General features: G+C 74.1%; 19 protein-coding genes. 14 read left to right on the top strand and 5 right to left on the bottom strand.

What is annotated here, in order from left to right:
- Window positions 1-812, top strand: an 812-nt coding sequence (locus IN07_RS09635) for an HNH endonuclease signature motif containing protein (protein WP_231558076.1), incomplete at its 5' end; no start/stop codon positions are given.
- Window positions 813-939: 127 nt separating this feature from the next.
- Window positions 940-1,809 (top strand): alpha/beta fold hydrolase, encoded by an 870-nt coding sequence (locus tag IN07_RS09630; RefSeq protein ID WP_036335453.1) that lies wholly within the window; start codon window positions 940-942, stop codon window positions 1,807-1,809.
- Between the two features lie 145 nt (window positions 1,810-1,954).
- Here IN07_RS09630 and IN07_RS09625 read toward each other — a convergent pair whose 3' ends face one another.
- Window positions 1,955-2,365 carry a hypothetical protein gene (locus IN07_RS09625; RefSeq protein WP_036335452.1) on the bottom strand — a complete coding sequence of 137 codons (411 nt, stop codon included), beginning with the start codon at window positions 2,363-2,365 and terminating at the stop codon, window positions 1,955-1,957.
- A 128-nt stretch (window positions 2,366-2,493) separates the two neighbouring features.
- Here IN07_RS09625 and IN07_RS09620 point away from each other — a divergent pair, with 128 nt between their 5' ends.
- Genes IN07_RS09620 through IN07_RS09600 form a run of 5 tightly spaced genes read left to right on the top strand, consistent with a single transcriptional unit; the run spans window position 2,494 to window position 5,581 of the window.
- Window positions 2,494-3,183: a maleylpyruvate isomerase family mycothiol-dependent enzyme gene (locus IN07_RS09620; RefSeq protein WP_231558075.1), complete on the top strand. Its 690-nt coding sequence runs from the start codon at window positions 2,494-2,496 to the stop codon at window positions 3,181-3,183.
- On the top strand, window positions 3,174-3,797 hold the full coding sequence (upp, locus tag IN07_RS09615) for a uracil phosphoribosyltransferase (RefSeq protein WP_036335473.1): 624 nt from the start codon (window positions 3,174-3,176) through the stop codon (window positions 3,795-3,797). Before IN07_RS09620 ends, upp begins: the two co-directional genes overlap by 10 nt.
- 2 nt (window positions 3,798-3,799) lie before the next feature.
- The gene (locus IN07_RS09610; RefSeq protein WP_036335451.1) at window positions 3,800-4,687 is read left to right on the top strand and encodes a Gfo/Idh/MocA family protein; all 888 of its coding nucleotides are present in this window, start codon (window positions 3,800-3,802) and stop codon (window positions 4,685-4,687) included.
- Complete coding sequence (locus IN07_RS23920; protein ID WP_052091077.1) at window positions 4,684-5,112, top strand: DUF805 domain-containing protein; 429 nt, start codon at window positions 4,684-4,686, stop codon at window positions 5,110-5,112. The genes IN07_RS09610 and IN07_RS23920 overlap by 4 nt, the downstream gene beginning before the upstream one ends.
- Window positions 5,113-5,140: 28 nt before the next feature.
- A complete protein-coding gene (locus IN07_RS09600) occupies window positions 5,141-5,581 on the top strand; it encodes a DUF805 domain-containing protein (RefSeq protein WP_052091076.1) in 441 nt (146 codons plus the stop codon).
- A gap of 10 nt (window positions 5,582-5,591) precedes the next feature.
- Here the strand turns inward: IN07_RS09600 and IN07_RS09595 are convergent, their stop codons facing one another.
- Genes IN07_RS09595 through IN07_RS09585 form a run of 3 tightly spaced genes read right to left on the bottom strand, consistent with a single transcriptional unit; the run spans window position 5,592 to window position 8,886 of the window.
- A complete protein-coding gene (locus IN07_RS09595; RefSeq protein WP_036335450.1) occupies window positions 5,592-7,220 on the bottom strand; it encodes a phospho-sugar mutase in 1,629 nt (542 codons plus the stop codon).
- Window positions 7,217-8,071 (bottom strand): NAD-dependent epimerase/dehydratase family protein, encoded by an 855-nt coding sequence (locus IN07_RS09590; RefSeq protein ID WP_036335449.1) that lies wholly within the window; start codon window positions 8,069-8,071, stop codon window positions 7,217-7,219. Before IN07_RS09590 ends, IN07_RS09595 begins: the two co-directional genes overlap by 4 nt.
- Window positions 8,068-8,886, bottom strand: coding sequence for a purine-nucleoside phosphorylase (locus IN07_RS09585; RefSeq protein ID WP_036335448.1), 819 nt, complete (start codon window positions 8,884-8,886; stop codon window positions 8,068-8,070). Before IN07_RS09585 ends, IN07_RS09590 begins: the two co-directional genes overlap by 4 nt.
- 74 nt (window positions 8,887-8,960) lie before the next feature.
- On the opposite strand from IN07_RS09585, the gene IN07_RS09580 reads away from it, so the two are divergent.
- The 5 genes from IN07_RS09580 to meaB are packed head-to-tail and all read left to right on the top strand — an operon-like array spanning window position 8,961 to window position 16,546.
- Complete coding sequence (locus IN07_RS09580; RefSeq protein WP_036335447.1) at window positions 8,961-10,109, top strand: glutamate--cysteine ligase; 1,149 nt, start codon at window positions 8,961-8,963, stop codon at window positions 10,107-10,109.
- Window positions 10,106-11,350 (top strand): amidohydrolase, encoded by a 1,245-nt coding sequence (locus IN07_RS09575; protein WP_231558074.1) that lies wholly within the window; start codon window positions 10,106-10,108, stop codon window positions 11,348-11,350. The genes IN07_RS09580 and IN07_RS09575 overlap by 4 nt, the downstream gene beginning before the upstream one ends.
- Window positions 11,351-11,400: 50 nt before the next feature.
- The gene (locus tag IN07_RS09570) at window positions 11,401-13,326 is read left to right on the top strand and encodes a methylmalonyl-CoA mutase family protein (RefSeq protein ID WP_036335446.1); all 1,926 of its coding nucleotides are present in this window, start codon (window positions 11,401-11,403) and stop codon (window positions 13,324-13,326) included.
- Window positions 13,323-15,533 carry a methylmalonyl-CoA mutase gene (gene scpA / locus IN07_RS09565; protein WP_036335445.1) on the top strand — a complete coding sequence of 737 codons (2,211 nt, stop codon included), beginning with the start codon at window positions 13,323-13,325 and terminating at the stop codon, window positions 15,531-15,533. The genes IN07_RS09570 and scpA overlap by 4 nt, the downstream gene beginning before the upstream one ends.
- On the top strand, window positions 15,530-16,546 hold the full coding sequence (gene meaB / locus IN07_RS09560) for a methylmalonyl Co-A mutase-associated GTPase MeaB (RefSeq protein ID WP_052091075.1): 1,017 nt from the start codon (window positions 15,530-15,532) through the stop codon (window positions 16,544-16,546). The genes scpA and meaB overlap by 4 nt, the downstream gene beginning before the upstream one ends.
- Before the next feature lie 3 nt (window positions 16,547-16,549).
- Here the strand turns inward: meaB and IN07_RS09555 are convergent, their stop codons facing one another.
- Complete coding sequence (locus IN07_RS09555; RefSeq protein WP_231558073.1) at window positions 16,550-16,954, bottom strand: GtrA family protein; 405 nt, start codon at window positions 16,952-16,954, stop codon at window positions 16,550-16,552.
- Between the two features lie 164 nt (window positions 16,955-17,118).
- On the opposite strand from IN07_RS09555, the gene IN07_RS09550 reads away from it, so the two are divergent.
- Entirely contained in the window at window positions 17,119-18,528 is a 1,410-nt protein-coding gene (locus IN07_RS09550) for an NAD(P)H-quinone dehydrogenase (RefSeq protein WP_036335442.1), read from the top strand.
- Between the two features lie 181 nt (window positions 18,529-18,709).
- On the top strand, window positions 18,710-20,661 hold a 1,952-nt coding region (locus IN07_RS25155), incomplete at its 3' end, for a zinc-dependent metalloprotease family protein (protein ID WP_197058418.1).

Here is a 20,661-nt window from a genome sequence, read left to right as displayed (position 1 = left end):
CCGCGTTCGACCAGGTGTGGGCGCGCGTGGCGGCCGAGTCGCCGCACCAGTCGCTGGTGGCCGCGGTGCAGGCCTTCGAGGACGCACTCGACCCCGACGGCTCCGAGCCCGACCCGACGGAGGGTCGCCGGCTCACGATCGCCAAGCACGCCGACGGCAGCATCACCGGCCGGTTCGACCTGGACGCCGTGGGTGGGGAGAAGGTGCAGGCCGCGATCGAGTCGATCGTGCAGGCCGACCGCCCAAGAGGTGATGAGCGGACCCGCGCGCAGCAGAACGCCGACGCCCTCGTGCAGTTGTGTGACAACCAGCTCGCCTCCGGGGACCTGCCGATCCTGCGGACCGTCAGGCCGCACGTGGTCGTGGGCATCGACCTCGACCACCTCGTGGACCCGGCCACGGGTGCCGGGGCGGCGAGCACCGGGTTCGGGGCGACGATCTCCGCCGCGCGGGCCCGTTACCTGGCCTGTGACGGCAGCATCTCCCGGATCGTGATGGGCCCCGACGGGGTGCCGCTGGACCTGGGACGGGACCACCGGGTGGTGACCCCCGGGCTGCGGAAGGCCGTGGAGCGGCGGGACAAGGTTTGTGTGTTCGCCGGCTGCGGCGCCCCGAGCTGGTGGTGCGACGTCCACCACCTGATCCACTGGCTCCACGGCGGAGAGACCTCGCTGCAGAACTCAGCCCTGTTGTGCGAACGGCACCACACCAAGGTCCACCACGGCTTCCGGGTGGAACGAGATCCCGGCGGACGATGGCGCACCTGGCGCCCCGACGACACCGAGATCCTCATCGGTCCACCGCTGACCTGACGGCCTGGTCGGGCGTCCCACGACTCCGGGGCGGTCGACGACGTGTGCGCTCTGCCTGCGGCGGTGCGAGTCGGCTCGGTCGGCAAATCCGTCGCGGTGGGTCTCCGCGCCGTGGTCGGATGCCCCGGTGGAGAGGATCGTCGACGTCGCGCCGGACGTCCGGCTCTGGGTCGAGGAGACGGGCTGCCCGGACGGGTCGCCGCTGCTGCTGATCATGGGCGCCAATGCCTCGGGCCTCACGTGGCCGGCCGACCTCGTGCGCGCTCTCGGTGAGCGGCACCGCGTCATCCGCTACGACCACCGCGACACGGGACGGTCCACCTGGACCTTCGACGTCCAGCCGTACGCGGTCCGGGACCTCGCCGATGATGCGGTCGCCGTCCTGGACGCGCTCGGCATCGGACGTGCCCACGTGGTTGGGATGTCGATGGGCGGCACGCTCGTCCAACTGCTGTTGCTCGACCACCCGGACCGCCTGCTCTCGGCCACCCTCTTCGCAACGGCAGCGTTGGAGGGCGCAGGCCAGGACGGCGCCGCTCCCGCAGCCTTCACCGACACCGACCCTCGGCTGCTGGAGCTGTGGCAGCACCTCGCGGACCCACGCGACCGGGACACCGAGGTCGCCTGGCGGGTGGGCCACTGGCGGCTGCTGAACGGTGCAGGCATCCCCTTCGACGCCGAGGAGTTCCGCCTCATGGAGGAACAGGTCATCGACCACGCCGGTCGGCACGACAACACGGCGGCGCACGCGCGAGCCGACCAGGCCGGCCTGGCCCGCGGCGCGGAACTCGCCCGGGTGACCGTCCCGACGTTGGTCATCGAGGCGCCGAACGACCCGATCAACCCACCGCCGGCGGCCCATCGCGTCGCTGAGGCCATCTCCGGCGCCACCGTCGCGACCGTGCCGGGGATGGGGCACGCACTGCCATCCGCGGTGGTGGAGCCCCTGGCCGCCGCCGTGCTGGTCCACACCGGACGCGTCGACGCCCAGCACTGACCGCGTCGGCCGGCTCCACCTCCCGACGCATCGGCACGGAGTCGTGCACGCCTCTTCCGGGGGGCGACCGGCCTTGCGCGTTCGCCGACTGTGGTGCCCGGCGTCTGTCCCTGCCTGCGTTGGCCAGTGGCGGAGATGTCCCCGGTCAGCAGCCGTCGACAGGTGGGATGACGCCGAGGAGGTAGCGGTCGTCCTCGGGGACCACCTGCCATGCGAGACAGCTGTCGCTGCCTGCCGGCCCGCGCACCACGATGACGTCACCTCGGCCGGAGTCCCGGACCGCGGCCTCTAGATCGCCTTCGGTGGCGGGGAGTCCGGCGAGGAGCTCCTCGGCGTAGTCAGCGGGGGCGTCGTCCACCAGGAGAGCCTGCAGCGCCTCGGCGTCCCCCTGGGTGAGCGACGACGCTGCCTGGATGGCCAGTGCGTCCACGGTCGGTGCACCGGGCTCGGGCACGGTGGCCAACTCGATCACGATGAAGACGACCCAGGCGGACAAGGCGACCAGGCCGAATGCCGCCAGTGCACGGCCGGTGGGGGTGCGTGGTCCGCGAGCCATGCCCCTCAGCCTGCCCGCTCGGCGGGACCGGGTCGGACTCGATGAGCACGACGTCCGGGTGCGATGAGTTCGTGGTGGCACGGGAGTCCTCGACCCGACCGATGTCCACCGTCCCGTGTGAGGAACCCGTGCCCGAACCCCGCGTCGCCATGCTCCCCGAGGTCGCTGCTCAGCGGCGGGTGCTCGCCGACCTGCTCGACACCCTCCAGGACCACGAGTGGACGACGGCCTCGCTCTGCGTCGGCTGGACGGTGCACGACGTGCTGGCCCACCTGACCCTCTCCACCCGGCAGTCCACCGCCGGCATGGTGCTGCGCATCCTGCGGGCCCGCGGCGACTTCGACCGGGCCGAGGCCCGCGCCGCCCGGGAACGCGCCGCTGCACACCCGCCGACCGTGCTCACCGCGCAGTTGCGCGAGACCGCGGCGCTCGACCGCCGGGTCGGGATGTCCAGCCGATGGGACCCGCTGGTCGACGTCCTCGTGCACAGCCAGGACATCGCCCGCCCACTCGGCCGCCGGCTGCCGACACCACCCGACCTCGCCGTCCCGGCGCTGGAGCACGTCTGGTCCAACGTCTTCTACGGCCGCCCGGCCCGGCGGATGAGCGGGCTCCGCCTCGTGGCCACCGACACCGCCTGGGTGGGAGGCGACGGACCCGAGGTGTGCGGCACCGCCGGCGACCTCCTGCTGCTGGCCACCGGGCGACCGGTCTCGGCGTCCGGGGTCACCGGGCCGGGGGTCGGGGAGGCCGGCCGCTGCCCGGCTCCGCTCCTGACCTGCAGCCGCAGGCCGATACGGTGTGCGCCGTGCAGCTGACCGTCGTCGACCACCCGATCGCCCGCGCCCGACTGTCGCGGATGCGCGACGAGCGCACCGACAACGCCGCCTTCCGGGCCGCGCTGCGGGAGCTCACCCAGATCCTGGTCTACGAGGCCAGCCGCGACCTCGCCGTCGCCGAGGAGCCGATCACCACCCCGGTCACCGACACCACCGGCTACCGGCTGGCCGCACCGCCGCTGATCGTGCCGGTGCTGCGCGCGGGCCTCGGCATGGCCGACACCGCGCACGGGATGCTGCCGGAGTCGCAGATGGGCTTCGTCGGGCTGGCCCGCAACGAGGTGACCTTCCAGCCGGAGGCCTACATGGCCTCGCTGCCCGAGTCGCTCGTCGGCCGCCAGGTCTTCGTGCTCGACCCCATGCTGGCCACCGGCGGCTCGCTGGTGCACTGCTGCTCGCTGCTCACCGACCGCGGCTGCTCCGACATCACCGTGCTCTGCGCGCTGGCCGCCCCCGAGGGGCTGGAGCGGCTGGAGGCCAGCGGCCTGCCGCTGCGCGTCTTCACCGCCAGCGTCGACGAGCGGCTCAACGAGAACGCCTACATCGTCCCCGGCCTGGGTGACGCCGGGGACCGCCAGTTCGGCGCGGTCTGAGCATGCGGTTCGGCGTGCTCGGCACCGGTTTCTGGGCGACCGAGGTGCACGCCACCTCGCTGGCCGGGCACCCGGGCGCCGAGCTGGTCGGCGTGTGGGGCCGGGACCTGGCCAAGGCGAAGGCGGCCGGGGCGCAGTTCGAGGTCCCCGGCACCGACGACCTCGACGCCCTGCTCGCCGACGTCGACGCGGTCAGCTTCGCGCTGCCGCCGGACGTGCAGGCGCCGCTCGCCGAGCGCGCGGCGGCGGCGGGCAAGCACCTGCTGCTGGAGAAGCCGGTGGCGCTGTCGGTCGCTGCAGCCGACCGGGTGGTCGCCGCGGTCGAGGACGCCGGGGTCGCCTCGGTGGTCTTCTTCACCAACCGTTTCCGGACGGCGACCTCCACCTGGCTCGAGCAGGCATCGCGCATCGCCCTGGCCGGCGGGGCGGTCACCTGGCTGGGCCGGCTGGCGGGTTCGCCGTTCGAGACGCCGTGGCGGCTGGAGCACGGCGCGCTGTGGGACGTCGGACCGCACGCGCTCTCCCTCCTGGTCCCGGCGCTCGGGCCGGTGAGCGCGGTGCAGGCCGGCGCCGGGCAGGGCGACACGGTCCACCTGGTGCTCACCCACCCCGAGGGCCGCGCGAGCACGGTGACCGTCTCGGCGACCGTGGCCGAGCTGGCCACCGGCATCGACATCTGGGTGCACGGGGACGCCGGCCGGCTGGTGCTGCTGCCCGAGTCCGGTACCGCGGTCGAGGCCCACGCGGTGGCCGTCGACGAGCTGCAGGCCGCTGCGCTGACCGGCGGGGCGCACCCGTGCGACGTCACCTTCGGGCGGGACGTCGTCCGGGTGCTGGAGGCGGCGCAACGGTCGTTGGCGACCGGCTGCCGGGAGACCGTCGGGGGATGAGCGGGAACGACGGCCGCGGCGGCCTGCTCGGCTGGTACGTGCCCACCGGGCGGATCCGGCGGAGCGACTGGTGGGTCCGGTACGTCCTGCTCATCGCCCTGCTCGGGCTGATGGCCTCGGTGGTGGACGCACAGTGGTTCCCGGACAGCTCCCCACGGTTCGAGGACCGGCCGGGCTCTGCCGATCTCGCCGACGTCCTCTGGTTCTTCCCCACCGAGGGCGGGCCGGTCACCGCGATCGTCGCGTTGGTGCTGACCGTGCCGAACATCGCCGCGATGGTGACCCGGCTGCACGACCGCGACCACTCGGCCTGGTGGCTGCTGTGGGGCCTGTTCCCCGTGTTCGGCTGGCTGGTCCTCCTCATCACCTGTGGCTTCCTCGGCACGCAGCCGCAGCCGAACCGGTACGGGTCACCTCCTCGCTGACCGGCGCTCGGCGAGGCAGACTGGACCCGTGGACTTCTGGCAGTGGTACGTGCGCCGGGGGCGCATCGACCGGCGCACCTGGTGGTTGCAGTACGCCCTGCCCATCGGGGTGCTCAGCGTGCTGGCCCTGATGGCCGACGTGGCCCTCGGCAACAGCTCGCTGGAGAGCATCGCCATGGGCGAGACCGGCTACGGGCCGATCGTGACGACGATCGGGCTGCTGGCGGCGCCGGCGTCGATCTCCAGTGGCGCCACCCGGCTGCACGACCGCGGCATGTCCGCGTGGTGGCTGCTGATCGGGTTGGTGCCGCTGTTCGGCCAGGTGGCGCTGCTGGTGATCACCGGCTTCCTTCGCGGCGACGGCGGCCCCAACCGGTACGGCCCGCCGCCGTCCGCGGCTCCGACCGTCGGCCAGCAGCCGCTGCCGGAGCCGGCACCCGAGCCGGAACGGCCGCCCTACTGGGGCTGACGCCGAGCGGTCACAGCCCGAGGGCGGTGGCCATCTCCGCGCGCAGCCGGTCCAGCTGGTCCGTGCCCTGGCTGCGGGCCGCCGGCAGTCCGGCGGCGTCGGGCACCGAGACGACGGTCTCCAGGTAGGCCTTGAGCTTCGGCTCGGTGCCGCTGGGGCGCACGATCACCCGCACTCCCTCGCCGGTCAGCCGGACCGCGTCCAGCGGGGGATCGGCGTGCTGCAGGTCCACCACCTCGACCTGCCGGCCGAGCAGCTGGGCCGGCGGCTGGGCGCGCAGCCGGGTCATCGCGGCGGAGATCAGCGTCAGGTCCTCGACCCGCACCGAGTACTGGCCGGTGGCGTACAGGCCGTGCTCGACCGCCAGCTCGTCGAGCCGGTCGGTCAGCGTGCGGCCGTCGACGGCGAGCTCGGCGGCCAGCAGCGCCACCGCCAGGGCGGCGGAGACGCCGTCCTTGTCGTGCGCGACCGACGGTGACACCGCGTAGCCCAGCGCCTCCTCGTAGCCGAAGACCAGCGGCGCCGCCGCCGACCCGGCCCGGATGATCCACTTGAAGCCGGTCGGCGTCTGCTCGAACGGCACGCCGTGCGCTCCGGCGATCGTGCCCAGCAGCGAGCCGCTGACCAGCGAGTTCGCGTAGGTGCCGCGCACGCCCCGGCGGAGCAGCCAGTCGCCCAGCAGCACCCCCACCTCGTCGCCGGTCAGCTGCCGCCCACCGACCACCACCGAGCAGCGGTCGGCGTCCGGGTCCTCGGCGATCGCGACGTCGGCGCCGGTGCGGTCGGCCAGCGCGGTCAGCAGGTCGACCGCGCCCGGCTCCTCCGGGTTGGGGAAGGCGACCGTCGGGAACGCCGGGTCGGGCCGGTCCTGCTCCGGGACGCAGTGCAGCGCGGCGAAGCCGGCGGCCTCGAACACCCGCTGGGTGGTCGCCGAACCCACGCCGTGCATCGCGGTGTAGGCCACCACGAGACGTCGGCGGGCCGCGGCGTCCACCCGGCCGGGCTCCAGGGCACGCACCACCGCGGCGACGTAGTCGGCCTCGACGTCGTCGCCGAGGGTGGTCCAGTCGTCCCCGAGCGGGATGTCGCGGGCCGGGCCGGTGGCCGCGATCGCGGCCTCGATCTCCCGGTCGGCCGGCGGCACCAGCTGGGCACCGTCGGCGAGGTAGACCTTGTAGCCGTTGTCCTGCGGCGGGTTGTGGCTGGCGGTGACCATCACCCCGGCGACCGAGCCCAGGTGCCGGACGGCGTAGGACAGCACCGGCGTGGGCAGCGGGCGGGGCAGTACCGAGACGGCGAACCCGGCGCCGGTGAGGACGGCGGCAGAGACGTGCGCGAACTCGTCGGACCGGTGCCGGGCGTCGTAGCCGATGACCACGCCGCGCCCGCCCTGGCCGGTGTCGGTGAGGTACCGGGCCAGCCCGGCGGCCGCGCGGCTGACCACGGCGGCGTTCATCCCGGCCGGGCCGGCGCGCAGCGGGCCGCGGAGCCCGGCGGTGCCGAAGGTCAGCGGGCCGGTGAACCGGCGCTGCAGCTCGGTCGCGTCACCTGCGTCGACCAGGGCCTCGATCTCCGCGCGGTCACCGGCGTGCGGATCGGCGGCGGCCCAGGCGCGGGCGGTGGCCTGCAGGTCGGTCATCGCGGTCCCCCGCTCGGCTGGACCGGCCCCTGCGCTGCCTCGACCACGTCGACGTCCACACCGGGCAGCGTGTACTCCCCGCCGACCCGGGCGTGCACCGGGTCGGCCGGGTCCGCCTCGCCCTGGGCGGCGATCAGCTCGGCGGCGTAGGCCTCCGCGTCGTCGGCCGGCTCGTAGCCCAGCGCACGGGCGGCGGTGAGGTCCCACCAGCCGCGGGTGTTCGCCGAGACGCCCCAGACCACCCGGAAGCCGGGGGAGGGCGCGCGCAGCGCCGCGTCGACCAGCCGCACGGTGTCGCCGGGGGAGAGCCAGGTGGCCAGCTGGCGGACCGTGGTCGGCCGCGGGAAGGCGCTGCCGATCCGCAGGCAGACGACGTCCAGGCCGTACCGGTCGGCGTACAGCGAGCCGAGCGCCTCCATGGTCACCTTGGCCACCCCGTAGTAGGTGTCCGGGCGCGGGGGAGCGTCGGCCTCGGTGAGCAGGCCAGACGCCGGCCGGGGGGTGAAGCCGCTGGCGTGGTTGCTGCTGGCCAGCACCACGCGGGGGACGCCGGCCTTCCGGGCGGCCTCCAGCGCGGTGCGGGTGGTCTCGATGTGCGAGCGGACGATCGCCGGCCAGGTCGCCTCGCCGAGGATGCCGGCCAGGTGGACCACGGCGGCGGCGCCCTGCGCCGCCCCGGTCACCGCGGGCAGGTCGGCGGCGTCGGCCACCAGGTGCTCCTCGCCCGGGCGGGGGTCCTCGATCGGCACCACGTCCAGGCTGCGCACCGCCCAGCCGCGCTCCGGCAGCCCGCCGCGCAGCGCCGTCCCGAGCCCGCCGGCGGCGCCGGTGACCAGGACCGGCCCGGTCACGGCATCCGCCCGATCAGGTCCACGAGAAAGGCCCCGAGCCGGCCGGCCGCGGCCTTGCCCGCCTCCAGCACCTCGAGGTGGTCCAGCGCCTCGCCGGTGATGCCGGCGGCGGCGTTGGTGACCATCGACAGGCCGAACACCTCCATCCCGGCCGCCCGGGCGGCGATCGCCTCCAGCGCGGTGGACATGCCGACCAGGTCCGCACCCAGCGTGGTGAGCATCCGGATCTCGGCCGGGGTCTCGAAGTGCGGGCCGGGCAGCGCCGCGTAGACGCCCTCGGTCAGCGACGGGTCGATCTCCTTGGCGAGCGTGCGCAGCCGGGCGGAGTACAGGTCGGTGAGGTCGACGAAGGTGGCGCCCACCAGCGGCGAGCGGGCGGTCATGTTCAGGTGGTCGCTGATCAGCACCGCCTGCCCGACCCGGTGGTCGGGGGCCAGACCGCCGGCGGCGTTGGTGAGGACGACGGTGCGCACCCCGGCCGCGGCGGCGGTGCGGATGCCGTGCACCACCGGCTCGACCCCGCGGCCCTCGTAGAGGTGCGTGCGGCCGAGGAAGAGCAGCACCTTGCGCGCGCCGACCTGCACCGAGCGGATCTCCCCGCCGTGCCCGGTGACGGTCGGGGCGGCGAACCCGGGCAGGTCGCCGATGGCCACGCTGGCCAGCGTCTCGCCGAAGGCGTCGGCGGCCGGGGCCCAGCCCGAGCCCATCACCACGGCGACGTCGTGGCCCTCGCCCAGGGTGGTGGTCAGCTGCTCGGCCGCCTGGGCGGCGAGGGCGGCGGGATCGGCAGGGTGCGCGGGGGTCGGCTGGCTCACCCCGTGAGCATAGGAAGGGCGGGCGGGTTGCTCATCGTCCGGCGGGGGGCCGCTGCCCTCTCTAGACTCGCGGGGTGCAGATCCCCTTCCACTCGTCCGAGCGCGCCAGCCTGGGAGTGGAGTGGGAGCTGCAGCTCATCGACCCCCAGACCCGCGAGCTGACCTCCGGCGCCACCGAGATCCTCGCCGAGCTGACCCCCGAGGGCCTCGACGAGCACCCCAAGGCCAAGCACGAGCTGCTGCAGTCGACGATCGAGATCATCACCGGGGTCTGCACCACCGTCGCCGAGGCGAAGGCCGACCTGGCCGGCACCCTGGCCGAGGTGGTCGCCGCCGCCGAGCGGCGCGGTCTGGGCGTCATGTGCGCCGGCAGCCACCCCTTCACCCGGTGGGACAGCCAGGAGATCTCGCCGAAGGAGCGCTACGCGGAGCTCGTCGAGCGGATGCAGTGGCCGGCCCGGCGCCTGCAGATCTTCGGGGTGCACGTGCACGTCGGCGTCCGCTCGCCCGACAAGATCATCCCGATCGTGAACGCGCTCACCCAGTACGTGCCGCACTTCCTGGCGCTGTCGGCGTCCTCGCCCTACTGGTCCGGCTGCGACACCGGGCTGGCGTCGGCCCGCACCAAGGTGTTCGAGGCGATGCCGACCGCCGGGCTGCCCTACCAGCTGGCCGACTGGGGTGAGTTCGAGGAGTACATGGGCACGCTGATCGACGCCGGCGCGATCGAGAGCGTCCGCGAGGTGTGGTGGGACATCCGCCCGCACCCGGACTTCGGCACCGTCGAGCTGCGGATCTGCGACGGCCTGCCCACCCTCGACGAGATCGGTGCCGTCGCCGCGCTCGCCCAGTGCCTGGTCGAGCAGTTCGACACCCAGCTCGACCGTGGCTACACCCTGCCCTCGCCGGCGGACTGGGTCGTGCGGGAGAACAAGTGGCGGGCGGTGCGCTACGGGCTGGACGCCGAGATCGTCGTCGACGAGAAGGCCACCGTGCGCCCGGTGCGCGAGGCGATCGCCGACGTGGTCGAGGAGCTGCTGCCGACCGCCCGCAAGCTCGGCTGCGAGGACCAGCTCCTCGACGTCCGGCGGGTGCTGGACGCCGGCGCCTCGTACCAGCGCCAGCGCGCCGTGGCCGCCGCGCACGACGGTGAGCTCCCGCCGGTGGTCGACAGCCTGCTCGCCGAGCTCCGTGACGGGCTGCCGACGACGGGGACGGCGTGAGCGGCGGGGAGACGACCAGCGCGGTGGAGCTCCATGGCCAGACCGTCGACGCCTGGTCGGAGGCACACCAGGACGAGCTGGTCGCCGTCCGCCGGCACCTGCACGCCCACCCCGAGCTGGGCTTCGTCGAGCACGAGACCACCGCCTTCCTGGAGCAGCGGCTCACCGCGGCGGGCCTCGCGCCCCGCCGGCTGAAGTCCGGCACCGGGCTGGTCTGTGACGTCGGGGGCGACCCGGACGCCGGGCCGGTCGTCGTGCTGCGCGCCGACATCGACGCGCTGCCGCTGGCCGACCTCAAGGACGTCCCGTACGCCTCCACCCGCGAGGGGCTCTGCCACGCCTGCGGCCACGACGTGCACACCACCGTGCTGCTCGGGGTCGCGCTGGCGCTGGCCTCGCTGGACGAGCTGCCCGGCACCGTCCGGTGCGTCTTCCAGCCCGCCGAGGAGCAGGTGCCCGGTGGGGGGCTGGAGGTCCTCGACGAAGGCGTGCTGGCCGGTGCGACCCGCGCGTTCGCACTGCACTGCGACCCCTCGCTGACGGCAGGGTCGGTCGGGCTGCGCACCGGGGCCATCACCGCGGCCTGTGACCGGGTGGAGGTGACGCTCACCGGCCCCGGTGGGCACACCGCCCGGCCGCAGCTGACCGTCGACCTGGTGCACGCGATGGGCCAGGTGGTCACCGAGGTGCCCGGGCTGCTGTCCCGGCTGGTCGACCCGCGGGCCGGCGTGTCGTTGGTGTGGGGTGCGATCAGCGCGGGGGTGGCGGCCAACACCATCCCGGAGACCGGGCAGCTGCGCGGCACGCTGCGGGTGCTCGACCGCGCGGTGTGGAGCGAGGCCGAGGAGCTCGTGCGCCGGCTGGTCACCGACGTCGCGACCGCCTCGGGAGCCCGGGTGTCGATCGACTACGTGCGCGGGGTGCCGCCGGTGGTCAACGACCCGCGCAGCGTGGCCCTGCTCCGCTCCGCCGCGCTGGAGACGGTGGGCAGCGAGGGCGTGGCGCTGTCCCCGCAGAGCATGGGCGGGGAGGACTTCGGCTGGTTCGCCGAGGTGCTGCCGATCGCGCTCGCCCGGCTGGGCACGCACGGCAGCGGCGAGACGTTGGACCTGCACCGCGGCACCTTCGACGTCGACGAGCGGGCGATCAGGGTGGGGGTGCGGTTGCTGGCCCGCACGGCGCTGCACGCGCTGGCGGCCGATGCCGTACCCGCTGGTACTCCCGTCGGCCCGGCCCTGTAGACCTCTTCCGACGCACTTCCCTCAGGCACCTGAGAGGCGGGGACCCGATGATGAGCTCCACCGACCAGCGCCCCACGGGCCCGCCGGCCGAGCCGGCCGCGCCCGAGCTGCTGACCCTGGCCGGGGAGTTCCCCGCGGCCAGCCGGGACCAGTGGCGTGACTTGGTGGCCGGGGTGCTGCGCAAGGCCGGCCGGGACGAGCTGCCCGAGCCGGTGGAGGACGCGCTGGCGCGCACCGTCGCCACCGGGGTGACCGTCGCCCCGCTCTACACCGCCGAGGACGCCGGGGACCTGCCAGCGCTGGCCGGCGTACCGGGGCTCCCGCCGTTCGTCCGCGGGTCCCGGGCCGGTGCCGCCGGGGTGACCGCGGCCGGGGGCGCCGACCTCGACGTCCCGGCCGGCTGGGACGTGCGGCAGCGGCACGCCGACCCCGACGTGGCGCGCACCCGGGAAGCGATCGCCGCCGACCTGGAGAACGGCGTCTCCTCGCTGTGGTTGGTGGTCGGCGACGGTGCGGTGCCGGCCGACGCGCTGGGCGAGGTGCTGGCCGACGTCCTGCTGGACCTGGCACCGGTGACGCTGCAGGGCGGGGTGCCGGCGGCGGAGGCGTTCCTCGCGCTGGTCGAGGGGCGCACCGACCTGGCGCCCGGCGGCTGCCTGGGGCTGGACCCGCTGGGCGTGCAGGCCGCGACGGGGGAGCCGCAGGACCTCACCGGCCTGGCCGACCTGGCCCGCCGCGCCCCCGCGGGCTGGCGCACCGTCGTCGTCGACGGCACGGTGTTCGCCGACGCCGGGGGCTCGGTGGTGGAGGAGCTCGGGTGTGCGGTCGCCGCCGCGGTGGCCTACCTGCGGGCGCTCACCGACGGCGGGCTGGACGTCGCCGATGCCTTCGGCCAGCTGGAGTTCCGGCTCTCTGCCAGCGCCGACCAGTTCACCACCATCGCCGCGCTGCGGGCGGCGCGCCGGCTGTGGGACCGGGTCGGCGAGGCCAGCGGCGTGCCGGCCGAGGCGCGGGCGATGCGCCAGCACGCGGTCACCTCGAACGTGATGGTCACCCGGCACGACCCGTGGGTGAACATGCTGCGCACCACGGTCGCCTGCTTCGCCGCGGGCGTCGGCGGTGCCGACGTGGTGACGGTGCAGCCCTTCGATGCCGCGCTCGGGCTGCCCGACGCCTTCGCCCGGCGGATCGCCCGCAACACCCAGAGCCTGCTGGTGGAGGAGGCGCACCTCGCCCGGGTGCTCGACCCGGCCGGCGGCTCCTGGTACGTCGAGTCGCTCACCGAGTCCCTCGCCCAGGCCGCCTGGTCCTGGTTCACCGAGGTCGAGCGGGCCGGCGGGCTGGCCGCAGCGCTCTCCTCCGGGCTGGTCGCCGACCGCATCGGCGCTGCCTGGGCGGAGCGGCAGGAGCGGGTGGCGCACCGCACCGACGCGATCACCGGCGTCACCGAGTTCCCGAACCCGACCGAGGTGCTGCCCAGCCGCCGTCCGGCCGCCGAGGCGCTGCCGCCCGCCCCGGGCGGGCTGCCGCGGGTGCGGGCCGCGCAGGCGTTCGAGCAGCTGCGCGACCGGGTCGAGTCCGTCGATGCCCGCCCGCGGGTGCACCTGGCCACGATCGGGCCGGTCGCCCGGCACACCGCCCGGGCCACGTTCGCGGCCAACCTGTTCGGTGCCGGGGGGCTGGCGGCGCCGACCGGGGACGGGGTGGACGGCCTCGCCGGGACGACGGTGGCCTGCATCTGCGGCACCGACCGGGACTACGCCGACTCCGCCGCCCCGCTCGCCGCAGAGCTGCGGGCCGCCGGCGCCACCCAGGTCTGGCTGGCCGGGCCGCCGTCCCTGGGCGTGGACGGGGTCGACGGCTACGTGCACGCCGGGTGCGACGCCCTGGAGGTCCTGACGACGGTCCTCGCCGACCTCCTCCCCGACCACCAGAATGGCCATTTCGGTGGTCCTGACCAGGAGGTGTCGGCATGAGCGCGATCCCCGACTTCGGCGACCTGGAGCTGGGCCGCCCGCAGCCGACGGCGACGCCGGAGGACTGGGCGAAGGCCTACGCCGACGCCACCGGCCGGGACGTCGGCGAGGCGACCTGGCAGACGCCGGAGGGGATCGCCGTCCCGCCGCTGTTCACCGCCGCCGACCTGGCCGACGTCGACTTCCTGGACACCCTCCCGGGCATCGCGCCCTACCTGCGCGGGCCCTACCCGACGATGTACACGACCCAGCCGTGGACGGTGCGGCAGTACGCCGGGTTCTCCACTGCGTCGGAGTCCAACGCCTTCTACCGGCGCAACCTGGCCGCCGGGCAGAAGGGCCTGTCGGTCGCCTTCGACCTGCCCACCCACCGCGGCTACGACTCCGACCACCCGCGCGTGGTCGGCGACGTCGGGATGGCCGGGGTGGCGATCGACTCGATCCTGGACATGCGGCAGCTCTTCGACGGCATCCCGCTGGACAAGATGAGCGTCTCGATGACCATGAACGGCGCCGTCCTGCCGGTGCTGGCGCTCTACGTCGTCGCCGCGGAGGAGCAGGGGGTGAGCCCGGACCAGCTCACGGGGACGATCCAGAACGACATCCTCAAGGAGTTCATGGTCCGCAACACCTACATCTACCCGCCGAAGCCCTCGATGCAGATCATCAGCGACATCTTCCGGTTCACCTCCACGCAGATGCCGCGGTTCAACTCGATCTCCATCTCCGGCTACCACATCCAGGAGGCCGGGGCGACGGCCGACCTGGAGCTGGCCTACACCCTCGCCGACGGGGTGGAGTACCTGCAGGCCGGCAAGGCGGCGGGGCTGGACGTCGACGCCTTCGCGCCCCGGCTGAGCTTCTTCTGGGGCATCGGCATGAACTTCTTCATGGAGGTCGCCAAGCTGCGGGCCGGCCGGCTGCTGTGGGCGAAGCTGGTGAAGGAGGCGGGGGCGACCAAGGACAAGTCCATGTCGCTGCGCACCCACTGCCAGACCTCGGGCTGGTCGCTGACCGCGCAGGACGTCTACAACAACGTCGTCCGCACCTGCCTGGAGGCGATGGCCGCCACCCAAGGGCACACCCAGTCGCTGCACACCAACGCCCTGGACGAGGCGCTCGCGCTGCCGACGGACTTCTCCGCCCGGATCGCCCGCAACACCCAGCTGCTGCTCCAGCAGGAGTCCGGGACGACGCAGGTCATCGACCCGTGGGGTGGGTCGGCGTACGTGGAGAAGCTGACCTACGACCTGGCCCGCCGCGCCTGGGCGCACATCCAGGAGGTCGCCGAGCACGGGGGCATGGCGCAGGCGATCGACGACGGCATCCCGAAGCTGCGGATCGAGGAGGCCGCGGCCCGCACCCAGGCCCGGATCGACTCCGGCCGCCAGCCGGTGATCGGGGTGAACAAGTACCGGGTCGAGGCCGACGAGGCGGTGGACGTGCTCCGGGTCGACAACGCCGACGTGCTGGCGCAGCAGAAGGCCAAGCTGGCCGAGCTGCGCGCCTCGCGGGACGGGGCCGCGGTCACCGAGGCGCTGGGCCGGCTGACCGACGCGGCCCGCGCTGCGGCGGAGGGACGGCGCGGGGACGAGTTGTCGGCGAACCTGCTCGCGCTCGCCGTCGACGCCGCACGGGCGAAGGCGACGGTGGGGGAGATCTCCGACGCGCTGGAGGCGGTCTACGGGCGGCACTCCGGCCAGGTGCGCACCATCTCCGGCGTGTACCGAGACGAGGCAGGGGGAGCGGGCCCGGTGGACGAGACCCGTGCGCTGGCGTCGGCGTTCGCCGAGGCCGAGGGCCGTCGTCCCCGGATTCTGGTGGCCAAGATGGGCCAGGACGGGCACGACCGCGGGCAGAAGGTGATCGCCACCGCCTTCGCCGACCTCGGGTTCGACGTCGACGTCGGCCCGCTGTTCCAGACGCCGGAGGAGGTCGCCCGGCAGGCCGTCGAGGCCGACGTGCACGTGGTCGGCGTCTCCTCGCTCGCCGCCGGCCACCTCACGCTGGTGCCCGCGCTGCGCGACGCCCTCGCCGAGCTCGGGGCCGACGACGTCCTGGTCGTGGTGGGCGGGGTGATCCCGCCGGACGACGTCCCGACCCTGAAGGAGATGGGCGCGGCCGCCGTCTTCCCGCCCGGCACGGTGATCGCCGACGCTGCACAGGACCTGCTCCGCACCCTCTCCACCCGGCTCGGCCACTCGTGACGGAGGGCCAAAGTCGCGACTTTGGCCCCTCGGTCGGCCGGTCCGTCGACGTCCCCGGGTTGACCGAGGGGGTGCTCGCCGGGGACCGGCGGGCGATGGCGCGGGCGATCACGCTGGTCGAGTCGCGCCGCGCCGACCACAGGGAGGCCGCCCAGGAGCTGCTGGTGCAGCTGCTGCCGCACGCCGGGAACGCCCGGCGGGTGGGGATCAGCGGGGTCCCCGGGGTCGGGAAGTCGACGTTCATCGACTCCCTCGGCGTCGACCTCACCGCGGCCGGGTCGAAGGTGGCGGTGCTCGCCGTCGACCCGTCGTCGGCCCGGTCCGGTGGCTCGATCCTGGGCGACAAGACCCGGATGGCCCGCCTCGCCGTCGACCCGAACGCGTTCATCCGCCCCGCCCCGACCGCCGGCACGCTGGGCGGGGTGGCCCAGGCGACCCGGGAGTCGATGGTCGTGGTCGAGGCGGCCGGTCACGACGTCGTCCTCGTGGAGACCGTCGGCGTCGGCCAGTCGGAGGTCGCCGTCGCGGAGATGGTCGACTCCTTTCTCTTCCTCACCCTGGCCCGCACCGGCGACCAGCTGCAGGGGATCAAGCGCGGCATCCTGGAGATCGCCGACGTCATCGCGGTCAACAAGGCCGACGGTCCGGGGGAGGTCGACGCCCGCCGCGCCGCCCGCGAGCTGGCCGGGGCCATGCGGATGCTGCGCGGCGAAGCCGTCCCCGTGCTCACCTGTGCGGGGCTCAGCGGCGCGGGGCTGGCCGAGGTCTGGACCGCGGTGGTCCAGCACCAGGACCGGATGCGGGCCGCGGGGCAGCTCGACGAGCGGCGCCGGACGCAGCAGGTGCGCTGGACCTGGCAGCTGGTCCGCGACGGGCTGGAGCACCAGCTGCGCGAGCACCCCGCGGTGCGGTCGGCGGCGCCGGAGCTGGAGACGGCGGTGCTGGCCGGCGAGCTCACCCCGGCGCTGGCCGCCCGCCGGCTGCTGGACGCCTTCGGGACCTCCCCGGCGTGACCCTCAGCTCCGGAAGACGACGGTCCGCAGCATCACGAAGTTGACCGCCGTGCCGAACCCCTGGGAGATCGCCCAGGCCAGCGTGATGGTCCACGAGCGCTCGGGGAAGACGGCGAGCGCGAGCGCGTTCACACCGAGGATGACGAAGAAGGTCGTGCTGTAGAGCAGCGTGAAGCCGAGCGCCCGGTTGCGGCCGCCTGCCACCCGGAACGCCCACCGCCGGTTCAGTGCATAGGCGGTGGTCGTGCCGCAGATGAAGCTCAGTGCCCGGGCGGCGTGCACCCACAGGCCGAGGTGCAGGGCGAGGGTGTAGACGGCGAGGTCGACGACGGCGCTCAACAGGCCGACGACGACGAAGCGGACCAGCTGTCCCCACAGGTCGCCCGGCCTCTGCTGCTCGGTGGTCACGTCGTCCTCAGTTCGCGTTCGACCCGTCCACCGCATGGACGCCCATCGGCACGAGCGTAACGAGCACGCCGTACGGTGCCCGCCCGCGTGGGTGGGCGACGGCGGACACGGCAACAGGGACAATGGCGGGTGCACACATCGGTCCAGCACTGGGAGCAGCACCCATGACCCGCATCGTGATCATCGGCGGCGGCCCGGCCGGGTACGAGGCCGCGCTCGTCGCCGTCCAGCTCGGCGCGGACGTCACCGTCGTCGAGCGCGACGGCATCGGCGGTGCCAGCGTGCTGACCGACTGTGTGCCGTCCAAGACCTTCATCGCCTCCGCCGGTGCGATGACCTGGGTGCGCGACTCCGTCGCCCTGGGGGTCACCGGTACCGAGCTGGGCCGTGCGGCTCTCGACCTGGCGACGGTGAACAGCCGGATCAAGGGGCTGGCGGTCGCCCAGTCCTCGGACATCCACCACCGCCTGGAGTCCGAGGGGGTGCGGATCATCCGTGCCTCGGCCCGGCTCGCCGACGAGGCGCGCGGGCTGACCGTGCACCGGGTCGAGGTCGTGGACGCCGACGGGCAGGTCGCCGAGACGATCGAGGGCGACGTGGTGCTCATCGCCACCGGCGCCGACCCGCGGGTGCTGCCGGGCGCCGAGCCGGACGGTGAGCGGATCCTGTCCTGGCGCGACGTCTACGAGCTCGACGAGATGCCCGAGCACCTGATCGTGATCGGCTCCGGCGTCACCGGGGCGGAGTTCGCCTCCGGCTACCTGGAGGCCGGCGTGCCGGTCACCCTGGTGTCCTCGCGCGACCAGGTGCTCCCCGGGGAGGACGCGGACGCTGCGGCCGTCGTCGAGGAGGTCTTCCAGTCCCGAGGTGGCCGGATCGCCGAGCGCAGCCGCGCGGAGAAGGTCGTGCGCACCGAGAAGGGCGTCCGGGTGGAGCTGACCGACGGCCGCGTCGTCGAGGGGTCGCACGCGCTGATGACCGTGGGCACCGTCCCCAACAGCGGCGGGATGAACCTGGAGGCCTGTGGGGTCGAGCTCACGCCGGCCGGGCACGTCGTCGTCGACCGGGTGTCCCGCACCACCGTTGCCGGCGTCTACGCCGCCGGCGACGTGACCGGGGTCTTCCAGCTGGCCTCCGTCGCGGCCATGCAGGGCCGGATCGCCATGTGGCACGCCCTCGGCGAGGCGGTCGCGCCGATCCGGCTGAAGACCGTCTCGGCCAACGTCTTCACCCACCCGGAGATCGCCACCGTCGGCGTGCAGGAGAAGACGCTGACCGAGGACGCCGACGTCGAGGTCGTCCGGTTGCCGCTGGCCACCAACGCCCGGGCCAAGATGGGCGACCTGCACAGCGGGTTCGTCAAGCTGTTCACCCGCCGCTCCACCGACGTCGTCGTTGGCGGTGTCGTGGTCGCGCCGGGCGCGTCGGAGCTGATCCTGCCGATCGCGCTCGCGGTCACGAAGGGCCTGACCGCCGGGGACCTGGCGCAGACCTTCGCGATCTACCCGTCGCTGTCCGGGTCGATCACCGAGGCCGGCCGCCGGCTGATGGGGATCGAGGACGAGCACAGCTGACCCCCGGGGCGCTGCCCCCGAGCGTCCCGGCCGGGAGCCCGTGGGCGGCCTGGGATCGTCCACTCCAGTTCTGCGGTGATCGTGCCGATCCTGATCGAGATCCCTTCTCGGTCAGGAGCTCCCCGTGCACTTCCACCACCGACTGCGCCTCCGTTCCGGAGGACTGGTCACGGTCTCAGTCGTGCTGGCTGGGATGCTCGCGACCGGCCCGGGCCACGCCCGCGCGGACGACGTGTCATCGGCCACCCCGACCGTCACCGCCGACGCGACCGAGGCACCCACGGCGACCGAGGCACCGGCGACCTCTGCGGCGCCGCTGACCTCCGAGGCGCCGGTCACGACCGAGGCGCCGACGACGACCGAGGCACCGGCGACGACCGAGGCACCGGTCACGACCGAGGTGCCGGCGACGACCACCGTGGAAGCGGCGGACGACGCGGCCGCGCCCGAGCCCGGTGACATCGTGCTGGGTGAGCTGGTGCAGGCCTACGCGGACCCGGCTCCGTCCGACTCGGGCCACGAGGCGGAAGCCGAGCACGATGCGGCCGAGCACGACGAGGCCGGACACGACGACACACTGCTCAGCTGGGTGCAGACCGAGTCCGGCGACACGGTCCGGGTCTCCACCGGTGACGTGACGGACGTGGAGACGGGTGCCACCGTCCAGGTGACCCTGGGTGCCGAGGTCCAGGACACCGCCGCGGTGGAGGGGCTGGAGCCGGCACACGAACTCGTCGCCGCTGAGGTCCTCGCCGCATCCGAGGAGCCGGTGACGGCCCCCACGGTGGCCGCGGTCAACCACGAGGTCACCGTCGTGCTGATGCAGCCCGGGGGCTTCGCCCGCGATTCCACCACCCTCGCGACCCTGACGAACGTGGTGAACGGCGCGGTGGGCGACTTCTGGGAGCAGCAGTCCGCCGGCGCAGCGCGCTTCGGCGTGGTGGCCGGGTTCGACTGGGCGACGACGACCGCCACCTGCAGCGACCCGTTCGCCCTGTGGCAGGCTGCCGCCGATCGGGCGGGCTGGACCGCGGGCGCACGCAAGCACCTCCTCGTCTACGTGCCCTCCGGGGCGCCGGGCTGCAGCTACGGCCTGGGCACCCTGGGCACGAGCATCGACAGCGGCGGGCTCGCCTACGTCCAGGCCCCGGCCACCTCGGTGGTGGCACACGAGTTCGGGCACAACATGGGGCTGAACCACTCGTCGCAGCTCCAGTGCTCGGCGACGGTGGAGGAGTCGGCGTCCTCGACGTGTCAGGTCAGCTCCTACCGTGACTACTACGACGTCATGGGGATCTCCTGGGGCCAGGTGGGGAGCCTGAGCGCTCTCCACGCGAGCGCCCTGGGCGTCCTGCCGGCCGCGCAGCAGGTGGAGGTGACCCCGGCCAGCGGGGCGGGGGTCCACACGCTCTCACCCATCTCCGGGTCCAGCGGCACGCGAGCGGTGAAGCTGACCGCCTCCAGCAAGGTCGCCTACTGGCTGGAGTTCCGGCCGGGCAGCGGGCAGGACAGCTGGCTCACCACGTCGGCCAACGTGGTCGGCGTCCAGCCGGGTGTGCTCGTGCGCCGGGCCCATGCAGGTGCCGGTGACTCCTCGCTGCTGCTGGACGCAACACCGTCCAGCGCGTCGTCGTGGACCAAGGACACGGTCGCGGTGCTGCCGGTCGGCGCGGAGGTCCTGCTGGCCGGTGGCCAGTTCAGGGTGAAGGTCACCGGCATCGGTGCCACCGCGTCGGTGGAGGTGCGGCCGGCGAACACCCTCCCGGTGGCCAGTTGGGACGGGCTGTCGGCGTCGGGTTCGACGTTGTCGGTGAGTGGGTGGGCCTTCGACCCGGATCAGCCGACGGTGTCCGGGCAGGTGCACGTCTACGTGGACGGCCAGGGGAGGTCGCTGACCGCTGACGGTGCCCGGCCGGACGTGGGGAAGGCGTACCCGGGGGTGGGGGATGCGCACGGCTTCTCCACGAGCACGACGGTGGCCCCGGGAGCGCACCGGGTGTGCGTCTTCGCCATCGACGTGGACGATCCCGGGCAGAACACCTTGCTGGGCTGCCGGTCGATCACCACGCAGCAGACGTTGCCGGTCGGGAGCTGGGACGGGTTGTCGGCGTCGGGGGCGACGGTGAGCGTGTC

It is taken from the genome of Modestobacter caceresii (assembly GCF_000761485.1).
GTDB lineage: Bacteria > Actinomycetota > Actinomycetes > Mycobacteriales > Geodermatophilaceae > Modestobacter > Modestobacter caceresii.
This window is presented reverse-complemented; position numbering and strand designations above follow the sequence as displayed.

Bases quoted from the DNA above. Each gene is read 5' to 3' on its own strand.
- IN07_RS23920 (WP_052091077.1), top strand. From the start codon at position 4,684: ATGAGCGGGAACGACGGCCGCGGCGGCCTGCTCGGCTGGTACGTGCCC.
- IN07_RS09625 (WP_036335452.1), bottom strand. From the start codon at position 2,365: ATGGCTCGCGGACCACGCACCCCCACCGGCCGTGCACTGGCGGCATTC.
- IN07_RS09610 (WP_036335451.1), top strand. From the start codon at position 3,800: ATGCGGTTCGGCGTGCTCGGCACCGGTTTCTGGGCGACCGAGGTGCAC.
- IN07_RS09570 (WP_036335446.1), top strand. From the start codon at position 11,401: ATGAGCTCCACCGACCAGCGCCCCACGGGCCCGCCGGCCGAGCCGGCC.
- IN07_RS09550 (WP_036335442.1), top strand. From the start codon at position 17,119: ATGACCCGCATCGTGATCATCGGCGGCGGCCCGGCCGGGTACGAGGCC.
- scpA (WP_036335445.1), top strand. From the start codon at position 13,323: ATGAGCGCGATCCCCGACTTCGGCGACCTGGAGCTGGGCCGCCCGCAG.
- IN07_RS09595 (WP_036335450.1), bottom strand. From the start codon at position 7,220: ATGACCGACCTGCAGGCCACCGCCCGCGCCTGGGCCGCCGCCGATCCG.